Annotated in this window: 15 protein-coding genes and 1 pseudogene; 3 read left to right on the top strand and 13 right to left on the bottom strand. The window is 72.8% G+C overall.

From position 1 onward, the window contains the following. Positions 1–20 precede the first annotated feature (20 nt). Positions 21–794, top strand: coding sequence for a creatininase family protein (locus tag BJ961_RS12905; protein WP_333782081.1), 774 nt, complete (start codon positions 21–23; stop codon positions 792–794). A 47-nt stretch (positions 795–841) separates the two neighbouring features. Here BJ961_RS12905 and BJ961_RS12900 read toward each other — a convergent pair. From BJ961_RS12900 to BJ961_RS12880, 5 genes and pseudogenes are all read right to left on the bottom strand, one after another. Continuing rightward, positions 842–1702, bottom strand: a pseudogene (locus tag BJ961_RS12900) (lysylphosphatidylglycerol synthase transmembrane domain-containing protein); the annotation flags it as partial. Continuing rightward, positions 1699–2619 carry an SAM-dependent methyltransferase gene (locus tag BJ961_RS12895; protein ID WP_271417028.1) on the bottom strand — a complete coding sequence of 307 codons (921 nt, stop codon included), beginning with the start codon at positions 2617–2619 and terminating at the stop codon, positions 1699–1701. The pseudogene BJ961_RS12900 and the gene BJ961_RS12895, both read right to left, overlap by 4 nt. Positions 2620–3091: 472 nt before the next feature. Next, entirely contained in the window at positions 3092–4288 is a 1197-nt protein-coding gene (locus BJ961_RS12890) for a glycosyltransferase family 4 protein (protein WP_271321446.1), read from the bottom strand. Beyond that, positions 4285–4683: a 6-pyruvoyl trahydropterin synthase family protein gene (locus BJ961_RS12885; protein ID WP_271321445.1), complete on the bottom strand. Its 399-nt coding sequence runs from the start codon at positions 4681–4683 to the stop codon at positions 4285–4287. Before BJ961_RS12885 ends, BJ961_RS12890 begins: the two co-directional genes overlap by 4 nt. A 115-nt stretch (positions 4684–4798) precedes the next feature. Continuing rightward, positions 4799–5830: a zinc-dependent alcohol dehydrogenase gene (locus BJ961_RS12880; RefSeq protein ID WP_271321444.1), complete on the bottom strand. Its 1032-nt coding sequence runs from the start codon at positions 5828–5830 to the stop codon at positions 4799–4801. Positions 5831–5939: 109 nt separating this feature from the next. Between BJ961_RS12880 and BJ961_RS12875 the strand changes: the two genes are divergently transcribed. Further along, entirely contained in the window at positions 5940–6716 is a 777-nt protein-coding gene (locus BJ961_RS12875) for a CDP-alcohol phosphatidyltransferase family protein (RefSeq protein WP_271321443.1), read from the top strand. A 37-nt stretch (positions 6717–6753) separates the two neighbouring features. Here BJ961_RS12875 and BJ961_RS12870 read toward each other — a convergent pair whose 3' ends face one another. Next, on the bottom strand, positions 6754–7566 hold the full coding sequence (locus BJ961_RS12870; RefSeq protein WP_271321442.1) for an SDR family NAD(P)-dependent oxidoreductase: 813 nt from the start codon (positions 7564–7566) through the stop codon (positions 6754–6756). Between the two features lie 71 nt (positions 7567–7637). Between BJ961_RS12870 and BJ961_RS12865 the strand changes: the two genes are divergently transcribed. After that, positions 7638–8225 (top strand): TetR/AcrR family transcriptional regulator, encoded by a 588-nt coding sequence (locus BJ961_RS12865; protein WP_271321441.1) that lies wholly within the window; start codon positions 7638–7640, stop codon positions 8223–8225. Here BJ961_RS12865 and BJ961_RS12860 read toward each other — a convergent pair. From BJ961_RS12860 to BJ961_RS12830, 7 genes are all read right to left on the bottom strand, one after another. Then, positions 8222–9583, bottom strand: a complete 1362-nt coding sequence (locus BJ961_RS12860; RefSeq protein ID WP_271321440.1) for an MDR family MFS transporter — start codon at positions 9581–9583, stop codon at positions 8222–8224. The two genes, BJ961_RS12865 and BJ961_RS12860, sit on opposite strands and share 4 nt — an antisense overlap. A 1-nt stretch (position 9584) precedes the next feature. Further along, positions 9585–11381, bottom strand: coding sequence for an ABC transporter permease subunit (locus BJ961_RS12855; protein ID WP_271321439.1), 1797 nt, complete (start codon positions 11379–11381; stop codon positions 9585–9587). Positions 11382–11384: 3 nt separating this feature from the next. After that, complete coding sequence (locus BJ961_RS12850; RefSeq protein WP_271321438.1) at positions 11385–12899, bottom strand: ABC transporter substrate-binding protein; 1515 nt, start codon at positions 12897–12899, stop codon at positions 11385–11387. 81 nt (positions 12900–12980) lie between these two features. Next, entirely contained in the window at positions 12981–13532 is a 552-nt protein-coding gene (locus BJ961_RS12845; RefSeq protein ID WP_271321437.1) for a GNAT family N-acetyltransferase, read from the bottom strand. A 441-nt stretch (positions 13533–13973) separates the two neighbouring features. Further along, positions 13974–15596, bottom strand: coding sequence for an alpha/beta hydrolase (locus BJ961_RS12840; RefSeq protein WP_271321436.1), 1623 nt, complete (start codon positions 15594–15596; stop codon positions 13974–13976). A gap of 461 nt (positions 15597–16057) precedes the next feature. Beyond that, on the bottom strand, positions 16058–16627 hold the full coding sequence (locus BJ961_RS12835; protein ID WP_271321435.1) for a hypothetical protein: 570 nt from the start codon (positions 16625–16627) through the stop codon (positions 16058–16060). 4 nt (positions 16628–16631) lie between these two features. After that, the gene (locus BJ961_RS12830; protein ID WP_271321434.1) at positions 16632–18479 is read right to left on the bottom strand and encodes an alpha/beta hydrolase; all 1848 of its coding nucleotides are present in this window, start codon (positions 18477–18479) and stop codon (positions 16632–16634) included. Positions 18480–18482 lie beyond the last annotated feature (3 nt).

Genomic DNA, 18482 nt, shown 5'->3' with positions numbered 1-18482 from the left:
AGCTGAAAGGCCGTGCGGGAATGGATGCTTCACTGGTGCCGGCGGACACGAGCGAAGACGTGCGCGAACGCGGCTCCAGGGTCGCGGTGCTGCCGGTCGGGAGTTACGAACAGCACGGCCCGCACCTGCCGCTGGCGACCGACACGCTCGTCGCGTGCGCCGTCGCCCGGGAGATCGCCGCCGCGTATCCGGTGCACCTGCTGCCGCCGGTCACGATCGGCTGCTCGCACGAGCACGCGGCCTGGCCCGGCACCGTCAGCATCTCCTCGGTGACCCTGCACGCGGTGGTGCGGGACATAGCGGACTCCCTGCGCCGCTCGGGTGTCGAGGCCCTGGTCGTGGTCAACGGGCACGGCGGGAACTACGTGCTGGGCAACGTCGTTCAGGAGGCCTCCGCGCGCGGTGAGCGGATGGCGCTGTTCCCGGCCGCGGAGGACTGGGAGACGGCGCGGCAGCGAGCGGGGGTGACCACGTCGCTGCTCACCGACATGCACGCGGGGGAAATCGAGACCTCCATTCTGCTGCACACCCATCCCGAAACGGTCCGGCCCGGATACGAGGCCGCCGATTTCGTCGCTGACGACCGGCGTCATCTGCTCTCCCTCGGTATGTCCGCCTATACCGCTTCCGGTGTCATCGGGCGTCCTTCACTGGGGACGGCGGAAAAGGGGAAGGAACTGCTGGCGGGCTTCGCGGATTCCTTCGCGGAATGCTTCGCGCTGCTGACGGCGGTGACGGTCGCCGTGTCGGAGGAATCCGACGATGCCGGCGACTCCGGCGACGGGCGCGCGTAGCGCACGGTGTTCCGGCGGGCGACGAGGACGACGGCGCCGGGCAGGCTCGCCACGAGGCTGAGCACGCCGTACACCACCGCCGCACCGAGGCCGGTGCCCGCGCCCAGCCCCGCCGCGCCGAACGCCCAGGCGGTGACGCCCTCCCTGGGCCCCCAGCCGCCGACGTTCAGCGGCAGCCCCATGGCGAGCAGGGCCAGCACGGCCAGCGGCGTGAGCACGACGACGGAGGCTCCGCTGCCGGCGACCCGGGCGGCGAGCACGAACATCGTGAGGTGCCCGGCGAGTACGACGACGGAGGAGACCGCGACACCCGGCAGGTTCCGCCGGGACAGCAACCCGTCACGGGCCTCGCCGAGGACCGCCCGCAGGGCTCGCCCCCGGCGTGCGGGCGTCCGGTTCATGCGCAGGGCGAGCACGACGGCGACCGCCCCGAGCAGGGCCGGGGCCAGGAACGGGGCGAGGTGCCGGGCGTGGGCCAGCACCGGCGAGGGCATGGTGAGCAGCACGGCGACACCGACGCCGATCAACGCGAGCTGTCCGGCGACCCGTTCGATGACGACGGCGCGCACGCCGCGCCCGAGGTCTCCGGCGCCCTGCCCGTGCCGCACCGCCCGGTGCACGTCGCCGAGGACGCCGCCGGGGAGGGCCGCGTTGAGGAACAGGGCGCGGTAGTAGTCGGCGACGGCCGGTCCGAGCGGCAGCCGGATGCGCAACCCCCGGGCCACCAGGGCCCAGCGCCAGGCGCTGAGCACGGTGGTGACCAGCCCGATCCCGAGTCCCGCCAGCACCGTTGGCCCGTCGATCCGGCGCAGCCCGTCCAGCAACGCGCCGGTGCCCAGCCGCCACAGGAGTACGGCGAGGACGGCGGTGCCGGCGAGGGCACCGAGGCGGGTGCGCAGGGCGCTCACGAGTCCCCGCCCGTCGGCCGGCACAACGCCAGCAGGTCGGTGTGGTGGACGACCACGCGCAACTCCCCGGCCGCGCAGGCCGCGAGGCGCTCGTCCAGGTACCGGTCGGCCCGCGTGCGCAGTTCCGGGCGCTGTTCGACGGCCGCTCCGACCCAGCCCCGCAGCCACGGGGCGGTGAGTCCGGCCTCGTCGGGGCCCAGCCGCCAGGGGCTGGGGTGCAGGCGTACGGAGGCGCCGTGCCCGGTGAAGGCGTCGGCCGCGGCGGCGACCGCGTCCGGGCCGAGCATGCCGGTGCGCCGCTGGTGGTCGTTGAACGCCTCGGTGATCTCGGCGTCCAGGGGGTGTGCGGGGGTGAGGTCGACGCGTCCGGCGACGGAGAGGGTCAGCAGCGCCGGGCAGCCGGCCGCGGCACAGGCGGCGGCGAGTCTGCCGACCTCCTCTCCGGTGAGGACGTCGAGCAGCGCGGACGCCGTCACCAGCACGGCCCCGGTCAACGCGTCCGGGGTGAGGCGGGCGAGGTCCCCGCGCCGCGTCTCGATGGTGACGCGACTGCCGTCGGCGGCGGTGCGCGGAGCGGCGACGGCGGCGAAGTGCAGGAGGTAGGGGTCGCGGTCGTGCAGCACCCAGTGCTGGGCACCGTCGAGGAGCGGGGCGAGCCAGCGTCCCATCGACCCGGTGCCGCAGCCCACGTCGTGCACCACGAGCCCGTCCGCCCGCCCCGGCAGGTCGGCGAGCCGGCCCCGCAACGGGTCGAGCAACTCTCGCGCCCGCGCGGCTGCGTCGACCGGCTCCCGAAGACGCAGCCACTCAGGGGCGTAACGCGGAGGACCGTCGGGGCGCTCCCCCGCCGGGGCCTGGCGGAGTGGGACGACGGCACACTCGGCGTAGGCCGCCCCGGAAGGACCGGTGGACTGCACGGCGGACGACTGGACGCCCGCGGAGTCGGGGGCGGCCGTGGAGTCGGGGGCGGCCGTGGAGTCGGGGGCTTCGGTGAAGTCGGGGGCTTCGGTGGAGTCGGAGACCTCCGTGGAGTCGGGGGCTTCGGTGGAGTCCGAGACGCCCGCAGAGTCGGGGGCGTCCTGCGGGCCGAGGTCGGCCACCGGGCCGGGGCCATCCTGCGAGCTGAGGTCGCCCTGCGAGCCGGGGGCGTCCAGCAGGTCACGGGCGGCCTGCGAGCCGAGGGCCCCCATCCGGCCGGAGGCGCGCTGCGAGCCAGGGTCAGCCAGCATGCCGCGGGTGGCCCCCGGCCGGGGGCGCTCTGCGGCCCGGGGGCGTCCTGCGGGCCGAGGGCGTCCTGCGGGCCGAGGGCGCCCACCCGACCTGAGGCGCCCTGCGGCCCGGGGCTGGCCGGTGTGACGGCATCGGCCGGTGTGGGCGGGTGGCTCTTGCTCATGCCGGCCTCCTCGTTTCGCCCGGGAGCCGGTGCAGTACTCCGGCGAGGCTCTGGGCCGTGCTCGCCCAGCCGTTCAGGGCGGCGCGACGGCCGCGGGCGGCGGACTTCAACCGGCGTCGCACGTCCACCTCGCCGAACCAGCCGCGCAGTTCAGAGGCGAGGGCGGCGGGGTCCTCGGGCGGGACGAGGATGCCGGGCACCCCTCCGTCCGGCGCGCGTCCGACCGCCTCCGGGAGGCCGCCGACATCCGTGGCCAGCACGGGGATGCCGCGCGCCAGGGCCTCCGTCACCGCCATGCCGTACGTCTCGGCGTACGAGGTGAGGACCATCAGGTCGGCGGTGGCGTAGGTGGCGTCCAGCTCGGCGCCCGTCCGGGGTCCGGTGAGCACCAGCCGGTCCTCCAGACCGTGCCGCGCGATCAGCGACCGCAGCCGGCCGACGTAGCGCGGGTCCTGTCCGAGTCCGCCGACGCACACACAGCTCCACGGCAGGTCGGCCACGGCCGCCAGCGCCTCCACCAGCCGGTGCTGGCCCTTGCGGGGAGTGACCGCGGCGACGCACACCAGCCGGGAGACGCCGTCGGTGCCGGGCGCGAGGGGCGAGATGTCGGCGCCGGGCGCGGCGACGTGGACGCGGGCCGGGTCGAGACCGTGGTGGGAGACGAGGCGCCGCACCGCCCAGTCGCTGGTGGCGACGACCGCCGGAACGGCACGCAGCACCGTGCGCTCGCGGGCGTCCAGGTCGGCCGCCACGGCGGCGTCGAGCCCGGTCTCGTCGCCGAGCGGGAGGTGGACGAGGACGGCCATGCGCAGCCGCCCGGCCTCCGGCACGGCGATGTCCGGCACGCCGCAGGCGACGAGGCCGTCCAGGAGGACGACGGCGCCGTCCGGCAACCGCCGCAGGACGCGGGCGAGTTCCGCGCGGGCGGCGGCGTTCGGCCGGGGCCAGTCACCGGGCACGGGCAGGCCCCGTACCCGCCAGCCGAAGCCGGGCAGGTCGAGCCGTACCCGCCGGTCGTACGCGTTGCCGCCGCTGGGCGCGGCCGGGTCGTCGACGCCGCCCGGCATGACGAAGTGCACGGGGCGCAGGGACATGGGGACGGTCCCGCCGTTCCTCGGGGAGGGCCGCAGGGCGGAGGTCTGGGCCGGGACATGGGTGAGCCGGGTCCGCCCGGCGGCGGTCGTGCCGGTCACAGCGCCCGCTCGTAACTCGCCCAGGCGACGTGCGACTCGTGCAGGGTCACGGCGAGACCGGCCAGCCCCCGGGCACCCTCACCGAGCGCCCCCTTGTGCACGCGCTCGGCGAGCCGGTCGGCGACGACCTTGGCCAGGAACTCCGTGGACGTGTTGACGCCGGCGAAGTCGGGTTCGTTGTCGAGGTTGCGGTAGTTCAACTCGGCGACGACGGCGCCCAGTTCCCGGGTGGCCAGACCGATGTCGACGACGATGTCGTCCTCGTCCAGCTGCTCGCGCCGGAAGGTGGCGTCCACGAGGAACGTGGCTCCGTGCAGGCGTTGCGCGGGCCCGAAGACGTCGCCGCGGAAACTGTGGGCGACCATGATGTGATCGCGGACGGTGATGCTGAACAACGGACGACCCTCCAGGTGTGGCGCGTCTGGTCCCCCGCCGGTCGCTGCGCGGGGTGCCGTCCAGTACGGCTGGAGGTCTTCCCTTGTTCAGCGTCCCGGGCGTCTTTCCTCAAGGTCAGGCGCCACGGCCGCCACCGGTGCCGTTGCCGATGTCGATGCCGCTCCGGTCGTACCGGATGCGGTGGCACAGTGCGGGGATCTCGCCGGAGGTCAACCGTGGCAGCAGGTCCGGAAGTTCGGCGAACGCGGACTCGCCGGTGACGAGTGCGTCGAGTGCCGGTTCGGCGAGCAGTTCGAGGGCCAGGGCGAGCCGGTCGGCGTAGGTGCGGGTGGCGGCGCGGGCCGGGGAGACGGTGCCGACCTGGCTGCCGCGCAGGGTCAGGCGCCGGGAGTGGAAGGCCTCGCCGAGCGGCAGGCGGACGCCCCGGTCGCCGTACCAGCTCAGTTCGACGACGGTGCCCTCGGGGCGCAGCAGCTCCAGCGACCGGGCGAGCCCCGCCTCCGTCGCGCTGGCGTGCACGACGAGGTCGCGGTCGCCGGCGGCGTCGGCCGGGGAGGCGAAGCCGACGCCGAGCGCCTCGGCGACGCCGGCACGGGCCGGGTCGGCGTCGACCAACTCGACGCGGACGCCCGGGAAGCGGGACAGCAGGGCGGCCACCGAGCAGCCGACCATGCCTCCGCCGACGACGGTGATCCGGTCGCCGACCAGCGGCGCCGCGTCCCACAGGGCGTTGACGGCGGTCTCGACCGTACCGGCGAGCACGGCCCGCCCGGCGGGGACCGAGGGCGGCACCGGGGTCACGGCGGCGGCGGGGACGACGTACCGCGTCTGGTGCGGGTAGAGGCAGAACACGGTGCGCCCGACGAGACGCTCGGGCCCCTCCTCCACCACGCCCACGTTGAGGTAGCCGTACTTGACCGGCCCGGGGAAGTCGCCGTCCTGGAAGGGCGCGCGCATGGCCGCGTACTGGTTGGCGGGCACCCGGCCGCCGAAGACGAGGGTCTCCGTGCCCCGGCTCACGCCGCTGAACAGCGTACGCACGAGCACCTCGTCCGGGCCCGGTACCGGCAGCTCCACCTCACGGATGCCGCCCCGGCCCGGCGCTTCGAGCCAGAACGCTCGCGCCGTGCGTGCTCTGCGTGTCATCAGAACTCCTCCTGAACGATCGGGAAGCCACCCACGTACCGAGGGATGCACGAGCCGCGGACAAGGTAGCGGCGTTGATCGACTCTGTCACACGGCCGGAGGGTGTTCGGTGGCCCTGAACAACACGTACGACGCACACGATTCGTACGACGCGAGGCCCGTTCAGCAGGAGACCGCGGTGGGGGCGGGCGCGCAGGTCCTGCTCCTGGTGCTGCTCGGACCCGCGACCGGGATGGGCACGGCGGGCTGGCTGACCGGCCTCGCGTTCGCGTTGGCGAGCTGGGCCGTGCTCTCCCGCGCCCTGCACCGTTCCCGCCTGCCGGTGTTCGGCCCGGCCAACCGGGTCACGCTCGGCCGGGCCACCCTGGTCGGCGGGGTCACCGCCCTGGTCGCGGACTCCTTCCGGAGCGCGCCGCCCGCCGCCCTCCTGGTCGGCCTGACGGCCGCGGCCCTGATCCTGGACGGTGTGGACGGCCGGGTCGCCCGCCGCACCGGCACGTCGACCGCCCTGGGCGCCCGCTTCGACATGGAGGTCGACGCGTTCCTCATCCTGGTGCTCAGCGTGTACGTCGCGACGGACCTGGGCCCGTGGGTGCTCCTGATCGGCGGCATGCGGTACGTGTTCGTGGCCGCGGCCCGGGCGTGGCCGTGGCTGACCGCCTCGTTGCCGCCGAGCACGGCCCGCAAGACGGTGGCCGCGCTGCAGGGCGTCCTGCTCCTCCTGGCGGGTGCCGACCTGCTGCCGCGTGGGGCGAACGCCGGGGCGGTGGCGCTGGCGCTGGCACTGCTGGTGTGGTCGTTCGGGCGGGACGTGGTGTGGCTGTGGCGGCGGTCGCGGGTGGTCGCCGCTCCTGTCCGGGCGGTGCCTGAGCTCGTCGCCCGCTGAGCCGCCGGGGCGGGGCGCGTCGCGACGGTGAGCGCGGCTACGCCGCAGCACCGACCCCTGCCGAGGAGCGGGCCGAGACGCGCCCACTGATCAGGACGGTGCGGCGGCGGGTGAAGAGACGGGGCAGGGAGACCATGACCGCGTTGCGGCGGCCCGACTGCACGCTCGGCCGCCGTCCGCGGTCCAGGGTGCGCATCGCGGTCGCGACCACCTGTTCGGGGGTCTCGTAGCTGCCCTGGTAGGCGCCGCCCTCGAAACGGTCGAAGAACTCGGTGCGGGTGAGGCCCGGGGCGAGCGAGAGCACGCGCAGGCCGGTACCGCGGGACTCGTACCACAGGGCTTCGGTGAAACTGAGGACGAACGCCTTGCAGGCGGCGTAGACCGCCATGTCGGGGCTGGGCGTGTAGGCCGCCGCGCTCGCGACGTTGACGAGGACGCCCCGGCCGGAGTCGCGGAGCGGCTCGATGAACGCCCGGGTGAGGTCGACGAGGTTGGCCACGTCGACGTTGATCTCGTCGGTGAGGCGGTCGGGGTCCTCCTGGTGGAAGGCGCCGTTGGTGCCGAAACCGGCGTTGTTCACCAGGCCGTCGACGCGGATGCCCCGCCCGGCCAGGTCGGCGGCCAGCCGGCGTCCCGCGCCCGGTTCGCTCAGGTCGAGCGGCGCGGCCGTGACCCGCACGCCGTGCCGCGCCCGCAGCTCCGAGGCGAGGTCCTCCAAACGGTCGCGCCGCCGTGCGACGAGGACGACGTCACTGCCACGGCGTGCCAGTTCGCGGGCGAAGGCGGCACCGATGCCGGAGCTGGCGCCGGTGACGACGGTGGTCTGGCCGGAGAAATCGATAGATCCCATACGTTGCACTGTACGCAGCACGTTGCACTGAGTGCAAGAAGTGCATGGGATGCAAGCTATAGGCTGGGCGCATGGCCGAGACCCCCACGCTTCGAGAGCGCGCACGCCGCGCCGCACGCGCGGAGATCGCCGACACCGCCATGCGGCTCTTCGCGGAGAAGGGCTTCGAGGCGACGACCATCGACCAGATCACCAGCGCCGTGGGCATCTCGCGCCGCTCCTTCTTCCACTACTTCGGCAGCAAGGAGGACCTCGTCCTCGGCGACACCGAGGCGCTGGGCGAGGCGGTACGGGCCGCGCTGGAGGCACGCCCGGACGACGAGTCGGCCTGGACGGCCATCCGGGCGGCCTTCCTGGCCATCCGGCCGGCGGACAGGACCCCGGAGCAGCAGCTCATCCTCGCCCGCATCCACCACGAGGCGCCCTCCATACGCGCCCGGCACCTGGAGAAGCACCTGCGCTGGCAGGAACTGCTCGCCCCCGACATCCAGCGCCGCCTCGGCCTTCCCCCGACCACGACCCCGGACCCCCGGGCCCTGGCTTTCGTCGCCGCCGCCCTGGCCTGCTTGGACGCGGCCGTCGACGCCTGGTACCGCTCCGGCGGCGCGGAGGACCCGGAGCACCTCTTCGACGAGGCGGTGGCGACGCTGCGCCGCTAGGAACCGCTCGTCCCGGGCGGGGGCGCGGGCGAGGGCGTGGGCGTGGGCGTGGGCAGCGTGGACGCCGGCGTCGCGGCCGTGGGCTCCCGGCGCGACCGCCGCGGCAGCACCCCCACCGCCGCCAGTGGCACGGCGGCCAGCACCAGCCACGGCACGGCGACGGGCAGTCCCGTGTCCAGCAGCAGCCCGGTCGCGGAACTGCCGGCCAGCACGATCACCCCCGACACGGAGGACAGCGCTCCCGTGTACAGCCCGAGCCGCCCGTCCTCGGCGAGGTCCGGCACCCAGGCGCGGGCGACGGGCGCGACCAGCATCTGCCCGAGGGTGAGCAGGACGACGAACCCGGCGGCGGGCACCAGCCCACCCGTCCCCGTCCACCCGGCGGGCCGCGCCAGCCCGACGACGGTGAACCCGGCGGCGATCAGCGCCAGCCCCGCCACCATCGACCGGCGCGGAGTCAGCCGCTCCCCCGCCCACCGGGTCACCGGCAACTGCGCGGTCACCACCAGCAGCGACGACAGGGCGAACAGCCAGGCCAGCGGCGCCTGCGAACCGGCCGCCCGCTCCACCTCGGCGGGCAGGGCGAGGTAGAGCTGGTTGTAGGCGAGGAGGTAGGCACCGTAGGCGCAGCACAGCGCGAGGAAGCGCCGGTTGCGCAGGACGAGCCGGGCTCCGCCCTTCATCGGGACCTGGACCCGCCCGGGGACGCGCTGCGGCAGCAGCCACGCGTGCCCGGCGAGGACGAGCACGAAGACCCCGGCCCCGGCGAGGCACACCGTGCGGAAGTCGACGGCGAGCAGCAGCGCGCCCAGCAGCGGCCCGACGAAGGCGCCCGCCTGACCGGCGACGGTGAACAGCGCGAGCACCCGCGTCCGGTCCCCGCCTCCTCCTTCCTCCCACCCGACCGCCTGGCGGGCGACCTCCGACTCGACGGCCGGTGAGAACAGCGCGGCGGCGAACCCGATCAGCAGTACGGCACCGACGACGGCCCAGGTCCGCTCGGCGAATCCGAGCCAGGCGAACCCGGCGATCCGCAGCGCGCAGCCGGCGAGCACGACGGGCCGGATGCCGTACCGGTCGGCGAGCGCCCCGCCGACCACGAACAGCCCCTGCTGGCTGAAGGTCCGCAGCCCGAGCACGAATCCGACCAGCCACCCCGCCATGCCGACGGACTGCCCCAGATGCTCGGAGAGGAAGGGCAGCACGGCGAAGAAGCCGATGTTGAAGGCGAGTTGGGTGAGGATCAGCAGCCGGAGCAGCGGCGAGAGGGTGGCGAGCGGGGCGGTGCGGCGGCCGGATGCCTTTCCGGGCCGCCCGGTGGAGGTGGAGGTGGAGGTGGATGCGAGGGCCGGGGTCATGTCATCGGGCTCCGGCAGGTTCCTTCTCCGACTCCGCGACGGCCCGCCGTTCGACCGCCCCCGCTGCACGAGGGGACGGCCGCCGGGGCAGACGCAGGCCGCCCGCGGCGCTGACGGCCAGCGCGCCGAGCAGGGCGAGTACGGCGGCGGGGGCGAGGACGGCCCAGGGGGCGCGCTCGGCGTAGGGCTGGTTCTCGGCGAGGAGCAGGCCCCACTCGGGGGACGGCGGCTGGGCACCGAGCCCGAGGAACCCGAGGGAGGCGAGCGCGAGGGCGACTCCCGGAAGCCGCAGCAGGGCGTGCCGCAGGACCGGCGGCAGTACGGCGGGCAGCAACTCGCTTCGCAGCAGCCGCACCCGCCCCGCACCCAGCCCCCTGGTGGCGGTGATGTGCAGGGTGGCGCGCTCCTGGCGCAGCAGGGAGGAGGTGTGTGCGGCGAGCGGCGCCCAGGCCACGGCCCCCACGGCGAGCGCGGGCGTGGCCGTTCCGCTCCCGGCGACGGCGGTGACGAGGAGGGCGACGAGTACGGGCGGTACGGCGTTGACGGTGTCGACGAGCGGCGCGGAGACCCGGGGCAGGAGCCCGAGCAGCACGCCCACCAGCAGGGCGGCGGCACTGATGGCGGCGGCGAGGAGCAGGGTGTCCAGCGCCCCGTGGCCGACGCGGGCGAGGAGGTCGCGGCCGAGGGAGTCGGTGCCGAAGGGATGGTCGAGGGAGGGCGCCCGCAGCCGCTCCCCCGTGTCCAGGGCGAGCGGATCACGGGCCAGCCCGAACCCGACGACGGTGAACAGGACGGCGCCGTAGAGGAGCGGCAGCAGCCCTCCGGCGGGCGGTGCGGGCCGGTGCAGCGAGGACAGGGCGCCGTCCCGCAGCGCGGGCCCGGTGAGCAGGCGGGCGGCGAGGCGGGTGGCCCCGGTCGCGAGCGCGGCGAGGAGGACGAGGGCGAGGGTGCCGGTCTGGAGGACGGGCAGGTCCTGGGCGAGGGCGGCCTGGAGGGTGGTGCGCCCGAGCCCCGGGATGTCGAAGACCTGCTCGACGGCGACGGCCCCGCCGGTCAGCCCGACGACGAACAGCCCGAGGTTGGGCAGCAGCGCGGGCACGCAACGCCGCACGGCCTGACGGGCGATGGACCGCCCGGTCAGTCCACGCGCCGCGGCGGCCAGCGCCCACGGCTCGCCGAAGGCACCGGGCAGCAGATCGTCGAGCAGCCGCCCGAGCACGGCCCCGGCGGGCAGTCCGAGGGCGAGCGCGGGCAGCAGCGTCCACTGGGGCCCGTACCACCCCAGTGCGGGCAGCCACCCCAGCTGCACCCCGACGACGGTGGCGAGCACGGACGCGACGAGGAACTCGGGCAGCGAGGCGAGCACCGCGGACACGCTCCCGCCTCCGCGCCGCCCACCGAGCCGCCGCCGGGCGCCCAGCCGCAGGGTGCGTACGCAGATCAGCCCGGCGGTGACGACGGCGACGAGCAGCGCGACGCCCATGAGGAGGAGGGAGGCGCCGAGGGCCTGGAGCACGTCGGGCAGCACGTCGCCGCCGGAGATCCACGACTGCCCGGCGTCCCCGCGTACCAGCCCGCCCAGCCAATGGCCGAGGGTGTGCCAGGGACCGCCGTCGATCCCGAGCTGCCGCCGGATGTCGGCGAGCACCTCGGGCGTGGGCTCACGTTCGGCGGACCGTGCCTTGAGGACCGTGTACGCGGGGTCGGTGTGCGTGAGTCGGGGCAGCAGCCCGATCCCGCACACCAGCCCAGCCGCGAGCACGATCCGCCAGGCCGCGCCGGCCACCCGCTGCCGCACGGTTCAGCGCCGGGTGCCGGTGCCGACGAGGGTGCGCTCGTACGGGTCGAGGATCACACCCTGCACGGAGTCGGCGACGCCGGTGATGACGCGCTGGTGCACGAGCGGCAGCACGGCGTCGCTGCCGAGGATGCGCGCCTCGGCGGCCATGGCGGCGTCCTGTCGCTTCCCGGTGTCGGCGATCTTCTCGGCGTCGGCGACGGCTCGGTCGACGCCCCGGTCGCAGAGCTGGGCGATGTTGAACCCGCCGTCGCAGGTGTAGTCGCCGGCGAGGACGGCGACGGGGTCACCGGTGTCGAGGAGTGTGTTCCGGGCGAGCACGAAGGCGTCGAACTTCCCGTCCAGCGCGTCCCCTTCGAGCCGCGAGTACTCCCGCACGGTGAGTTTGACGGTGAACCCGGCCTTCTCCAGCTGCTGTTTGACCACCTGGGCGACCTCGGGCAGCTCGGGCCGGTTGTCGTAGGTGGCGAGGGTGATGGTGTCACCCTCGCCGGGTTTCCTCGCCGCCGCCCGCCCGACGGGCGCGGTGCGCTTGCCTTCCGCCCAGGTGACGGCGGGCCCGTAGACACCGGCACCGGGATCGGCGTACCCCTCGTACACGTCCTCGGCGAACACGGAGGTGTCGAGGGCGGAACGGGCCGCGGCCCGCAGACCGGCGTCCTCGAAGGGACCGGAGGAGGCGTTGAGGAGCAGGCTGGTGGTCCGGGTGGTCGCGGTGTCGCGCCGGGTCTTCTCGTCGAGCGAAGCGGCCTGGGCGACGGGAACGGCCTCGGCGATGTCGAGCTCGCCGGTCCGCAGGGCGTTGGCGCGTGCGGTGCCGTCGGCGATGAAGCGGGCGTCGATGCCGGAGGCCTGGGCGCGGCCGCCCCAGTAGTCGTCGAACCGGTCGAGGGAGGCGGAGGTGGCGCCGTTCACCTTGGTCAGCTCGAAGGGGCCGGTGGCGTGGCCGACGGGATCGACACGGCCGTTCCCCTTCTCGTAGGCCTTCGCGGAGAGGATGGCGAGGCTCGGGCTGGAGAGCCGCAGGGGCAGTACGGGGTCGGGCTCGGCGGTGGTGATCCGGACGACCCGGTCGCCGCTCGCCTTGGCACCGAGGGTGACGCCGGAGAGGGCGGCGGGCGCGGGCTTGGCGTCGGTGGCGCGGGTGAGGGATGCGGCGACCGCGGCGGGGGTCACCTCGCCGCCGTCCTGGAAGTCGGCGTCGCGAAGGGTGAACTCCCAGACCTTGTCCCCGTCCCGGCGCCAGGACTCCGCGAGCGCGGGCGCGGCGGAGCCGTTGGCGTCCAGCGCGGTGAGCCCCTCGGTGACTCCGAGCCGGCTGAGCAGGGTGGCGTCGGCGCCGTACGGGGAGAGGTTCTCGGCGGGCGGGAAGGCGAGGGCGACACGGAGACGAGCGCCGTCGCCGTCCTTCCCGTCACCGGACGCGGAGTCGCCGCCGCCTCCGGAGGCGAAGCAGCTGGATATCAACGGGATGAGCAGGAGCGGGGCGAGCAGCCGGGGGCGGCGGTGGGAGCGCATGGTCCTCGGATCGATCGGGTGTGCGGGAGTGGTTCGGGCGATGGCGGCAGCGAAGAGGAGCCTACATGGCAACCGTTTCCATTACCTGGCTGCCCTTCGCTCCATCGGCACGTCGAAGTGCACGATCCCCTGCCCGCCCCCGGCGTCCTCCCGCTCGTCGTGCACGACCTTGGCGAGCGACCGCCAGAACGGCTCGGCCCCGGTGACGGCGGGGTCGGTGTGCAGGTACACGGCGCGATACCCCCCGTCCGCGGCGGCGAACGCCAGCAACTCGTCGACAAGCCGACGCGCGAGCCCCCGCCGCCGGTGCTCCGGCCGGACGTACACCCGCCGCAGTTGCGCGGTCACACCGGAGGGGTACCGCTCGGCGACATGCGCGGGGTTCGGCGGGTGCGCGGGCCCCCGGGAGTCGAGGGCCCCGGTGGCGACGACCTCACCGTCCGCGTCCACGGCTACGAGGAGGGTGTGCCGGGCGGGGGCCAGGTAGGCCCCGGCCGGGTCGATGACGTCGCCGTGCCAGCGGGGGACGTAGCCGGTGCCGAAGTCGCGGTAGACGGTGTCGAGCATGACGGCGCGGGCGGCGTCCACGTCGGCAAGGGTGGCGGGCCTGAGGGTGTAGTCATTGGTGCGCACTTGCACATCATATGCAGCAAGGTGCCGTGTGCTGGTCACATCCCCACGGCCCCCCGGTCGGTTGATACGCGCCTGGTGACGAGCGAGCCGTCGCCCGGCCGTCCAGGGCGCCGCGCCGACGAACTGGACGATCAGCGGTGCCGCCAGAGCGGGTAGAGCTGGAAGGCCTATGTCCGCCAGTCCGTCTCCGGGGACTCCTCTGCTGCACGCCGCCAGGACGGGGATCTCACCCCTCCCCCGGAGGCGCGCGAGTGGGCGCAGCGCTTTGCGGCACCCGGCCGTCGTTGGCGGCTTCCGCGAACGGACGATCTCCGTGCCGCGGAAGGAGACACGGCGGAACTGCCGCGGGGGATCGGTCATCGCCCGCGGCAGTCCGGCCTGACGTGCGGCCGCGCGGCAGCCGAGACGTCGTCGGCTGCCGCGCGGGCGGGCGTGGAGCTGCTACTTGAGCTTGACGTCCGTGCAGTTGACGTCCTCGTCCGGCAGACGGCCGGTGGTCAGGAAGTCGACGGTGGCCTTGTCGGCGCATTCGGAGCCCGCGTCGTAGACGTAGTGCCCACCGTTGTCGACGCCGAGGAAGGCCGCACTCTCACCGAGGGCCTTGTGCAGGCCGACGCCGCCCTCCCACGGGGTGGCGTTGTCCCGGCGGTTCTGGAGGATCAGGACGTTGCGGGGGCCCTTGCCGGTCACGGTGACGGGCTCCTCCACCGGCTTCTCCCAGTAGGCGCAGGTCCAGATGTTCGCCGGCATGCCCGCGGTGAGGGGCCATGCCTTGCGGTCGGCGGCGACGCGGTCGGCGTAGCCGGCGACGTCGTCCGGCCATTCGGCGTCGCCGCAGGTGAGTGCCAGGAACAGGGTGGCCTGGTTGTCCGCGGGGACGCCCGGGGACGTCGGGGTGTCGGCGAAGACCTGCTCGAGAACCGCCTTGTCCTCCTTGGTGACCTTGCCGTCGGCCAGGTCGGCTGCGGCCTTCCAGAAGGCGGTCAGCGGCGGGAGGGAGTCGTTGTGCAGGAGCATGCTGTACGTGACGTTGCGCAGGAGCGGCCCGTCCAGTGAGAGCGGGGTGCCGGGTACGGGGGCGGGCTTGCGGTCGAGCCGGTCGGCGAGGTCGAGGTAGGTCTGGGTCACCTTCTCGACGCTGTCGCCCAGTCCCAGGGTGCTGTTCTGCGCGGCGGCGACGGCGGCCGCGTCGGGGAACCGGTCGGCCATTCCCTTGCCCCAGGTGTCCGCCACCTCGTCGGCCCACACCTTGGCGGGATCGACGTTGCCCTCAAGGATCATCCGGTCGGTCCGGTCGGGAAACAGGGACCGGTAGACGGCGCCGAGGTACGTACCGTAGGACTGGCCCCAGTAGGAGATCTTCTGCTCGCCGAGCGCCTCGCGTACGCGGTCCATGTCGCGGGCCGTGTTGGCGGTCGTGAAGTGCTTCAGCTTGTCGCCTGCCGATTCGGCACACTTGTCGGCGTTGGTCTTGGCCAGGGTCACGTTCTTCGCGATCGAGCCGTCCGCGGCGGGGTAGGGGAAGAGCGAGGCCACACTGGGGTCTTCGAGACCGCAGCTCTGCGGGGTGCTGTGTTCGACACCGCGTGGATCGAAGCCGATCAGGTCGTAGCCGTCCAGGACGGACTTCGGCAGGGTGGACGCCATGGTCGCGGGCATGTCGAGACCGCCCAGGGCCGGTCCGCCGGGGTTCAGCAGCATGACGCCGCGCCGCTTGTCCTTCTTCGCGGTGGCCAGCCGTGAGACCATCACGTCGATCTTCGTGCCCTCCGGGTTCCGGTAGTCCAAAGGAACCTTGAGGGACCCGCACTTCAGGTCGGAAGCTCGGCTCGCGCCCTTGGCGGGCTCGGGGCACTTGCCCCAGGCGATCTTGGCGATGCTCTCGCCCCGAGATGCCTCCTCGCTCTTCGTGGCGGTCGTGCCCTGCGCCGACGACGTGTCCTCGGTGTCTCCGTCGCATGCGGTCAGCGTGGCTCCCGTCAGCGTCGCCATGGCCAGTGCCGCGACGAGCCGGTGGCGACCTCCTCGGAACCCGGCCGGTCCGGAACTGCGCGTCGTACCCATGGTGTTGCCCCTCTGCTGCTCTGCTCGGACGGACCTGCGGTCCGCCGCTGTGCTGACAGTCAGTGAGCCAACCGGACTTCACCCGTGCGGCGCTTCACCCTGGAGTGGACACTTGCGTAGCTCTCTCGGGGGACAGCTCGTGCGACGACAACGTACGGCGACGATCCCGGCGTAGAGGCTCCGGCCTCGTCCGGGGAACTGCCTCGCGTTCAACCGGGCCGCCGGGATGGACGGAACAGGGTCCGGCCCCCTTGGCGCCCCCTGCTGTCGGAGGCGGCTCCGGACGCTCAGCCCCGTTCGCCGTTTCCATGGCCTCCTGAGCCTCGCCCCACCGGGCCGGGCGACTCGGTGAGGTACTGAGCCCCTGCGACCTCACCACCGTCGCGGACAGGTAGCGACGCACAACCTCCTGCGCCCACTGCCTGCGGATGGACGCGCCCACGCCCATCCCGTCAAGGCCCTCATCTGTCCTTGGACATGTCCGTGCCTTCCGGGGCACGGTAACAACGTGAGTTCACGTCCACGGAGATGATCTGCTTCAGGTTCCCTGATCGGTTCTTCGCCCACTCGATCGTCGCCGTGTGATGACTCTTCTCGTTGACCGCGACGATCTCCGGGTTGCGGGCGGCCGAATCCGTGTGGCCGTCCCTGGTGATCTTCCATCCATGCTTGGGAAGCTCCCGCCTGATGTTCTCCATCGCCTGCTGGAAGGAGCCGTCCTTCACGTCGTACACGGACCACGGATGATGAATCAGGTAGTACTTCTTGAAGTCGGGATCAACGGCTTCGCAAATGCCGGCTGCAGCGCTGGCCTCTGTGGTCTTGCCTGTCACGCCCATCCAGTCCAGTATCCGACTCGAGATGTCGTTCACCTGGTTCTTCGAAGTCTGAATCTCCTGCACCTTCGGAGTGTAGCCGAGCTTCTCTTCGCTGCTCTTGTTTCCCACAGACCCACAACCCGTCAATACTAGAGAGATGGCCACGGTCGCGGAAACCCCCAGCATCGACCGGCCTCTTTGCTTCGCAGTCACCACATCAACGTTCAACGGTTACACCCTGATAGTCACCTACGATTACACGAGCCTGATTCTTCAGGGCTTCGGACGGATTCCCCGAACCGTCCACGTCCCAGTACGCCCCGTGATTGCCACCGTCCGTTTTCATGACCGTCGACCCGAAACTGTCGTCGGTAGGAATGGTGGCGTTGTCCCCAAGCCCGACGAGTCTGCCACCGATCGTCACGAAGTCGTCGTCTCCGGATCCGTCCATGGCCCACATGTGGCCCTTTCTGATTCCGAGATCGCCTGCGTGATCCGCCTGCATTCCCGGACTCCCTGCCACGACAACGTCATCGGCGGCCAGCGGTCCGTCGAGAAGGCCTCCCGACTTGGCCGCGTCCCCGATCACGGTCGACCCGTAACTGTGACCGATCACCGTTGAATGTCCGAAATTGTTGGGCCCGGACTCGGCCTGGTGCGCCATGCGATTTCCATACAGGAATTCACGCAGCGTGGGACCACCTTTCTCCGCATACGAGTCGCTTATGGCTTCCGGGATGGCGTCGCCCTTGTCACCAGGGTATGCGGACCGTGGGGCGTCGTAGTCGAACCAGGTGATCGTCGAGATGTTCTGCCCCGGGGCTTGTGCCGTGCTGGCCGCCCAGAGTCGCTCGCCACGGACGATGTCCTTGTCGATACCGCCCAGATGGGTGCCCGTGCCAGGGACGTAGACGGCGGTGTGGTCGGCGGTGTCCGGGTTGCCGTTGGCCAGGATCACCTTGCCGTCTCCCTTGCCGACGGGGTCGAACCCGAGCAGGTAGGCCTCAGGCGTTCCGTCCACGCCGGTCCGGTCGAAGCGGTTCTCGATCGCCTTCATTCCGTCGACTGAACTCTGCAGATCGTTCTTGCGGCCCTCGTACTTGTCCCTCCATGCCAGCCACTCGTCGGAGTGCACCTTCATGGGCCCGTTGATGGTGTTGATCGTCGTGTACTTCTTCTCCGGCTCCGGTGGGATGGAGTCGAGTTCCATCTGGTACTTGGCATGCGACTCGGCGAGCACCGTGCGGTTGGCGTCGTCGCGCGTCACGGCGGGAAGCCCGTCGAGCGCCCCGACGACTTCGGGGTGGAGCGAGAGGTACGCCGCGCGCTCCTCCGGGCTGAGGTCCTTCCACCACAGGGCGTTGTCCTCGGCGTCGCCCTCCTTCGGCGGAGGCTTGATGCTGTCGAGGTAGCTGTCGGCGGCCTGGGCGACGCCCTTCGTGTCCGCCTTCACGTCCGTCCAGTCCCGGTCGGAGACGGTGAGGTCGTCGTCGGCCTTCAGGGCCCGAATCTTCGGCTCCCACTTGTTGTCCGCCTCGGTTGCCTCCTGCAGAGCGGCAGCAATCCGGTCCGCGATGGCCAGCGCCTCGCCGTGGTACGGGTTGGGATCGAAGTTGGCCGACTGACGGCCCACCGCCTGGGCCGTCGGATCGGTGGCACCGCTGACTGAACCTCCCGTGTGCGGTTCCTTGGCACCGGCGGCCGGCGGTGCCGCCGGGTAGGACACGCTGCCGTCGGGGTTGACCGTGAACCCCCGTGCCTCCGCGTCGTCCAGCGCGGACAGGAGCTTCTTCCGTGCGGAGTCCATATCGTGGGCGAAGCCGTTGAGGGCCGTGCTGACCAGGGCGCACTCGGTCTGGGTGTAGTGGAAGTTGGCTGCGAGCTTCCCGAGTTCCCCTATGGCCGCTTCCAGGGCCTCGCCCTGCAGTGCCTTGTTCATCCCGGAGACGATGACCCGTTCTATCTCCTCCTTGGCGGCGTCGGCCATGTCCCCGGTCGCACGGTAGCCGTCGGCGGCCTGCTCGAATTCCGACGGCTTGAGGTTCTTGAGTGTGGTGACGTCCATGGC

The sequence above is a fragment of the Streptomyces lienomycini genome (genome assembly GCF_027947595.1).
Classification (GTDB): domain Bacteria; phylum Actinomycetota; class Actinomycetes; order Streptomycetales; family Streptomycetaceae; genus Streptomyces; species Streptomyces lienomycini.
The sequence above is the reverse complement of the archived record's forward strand: the minus strand, read 5'-3'. Positions and strand labels throughout refer to the sequence as shown.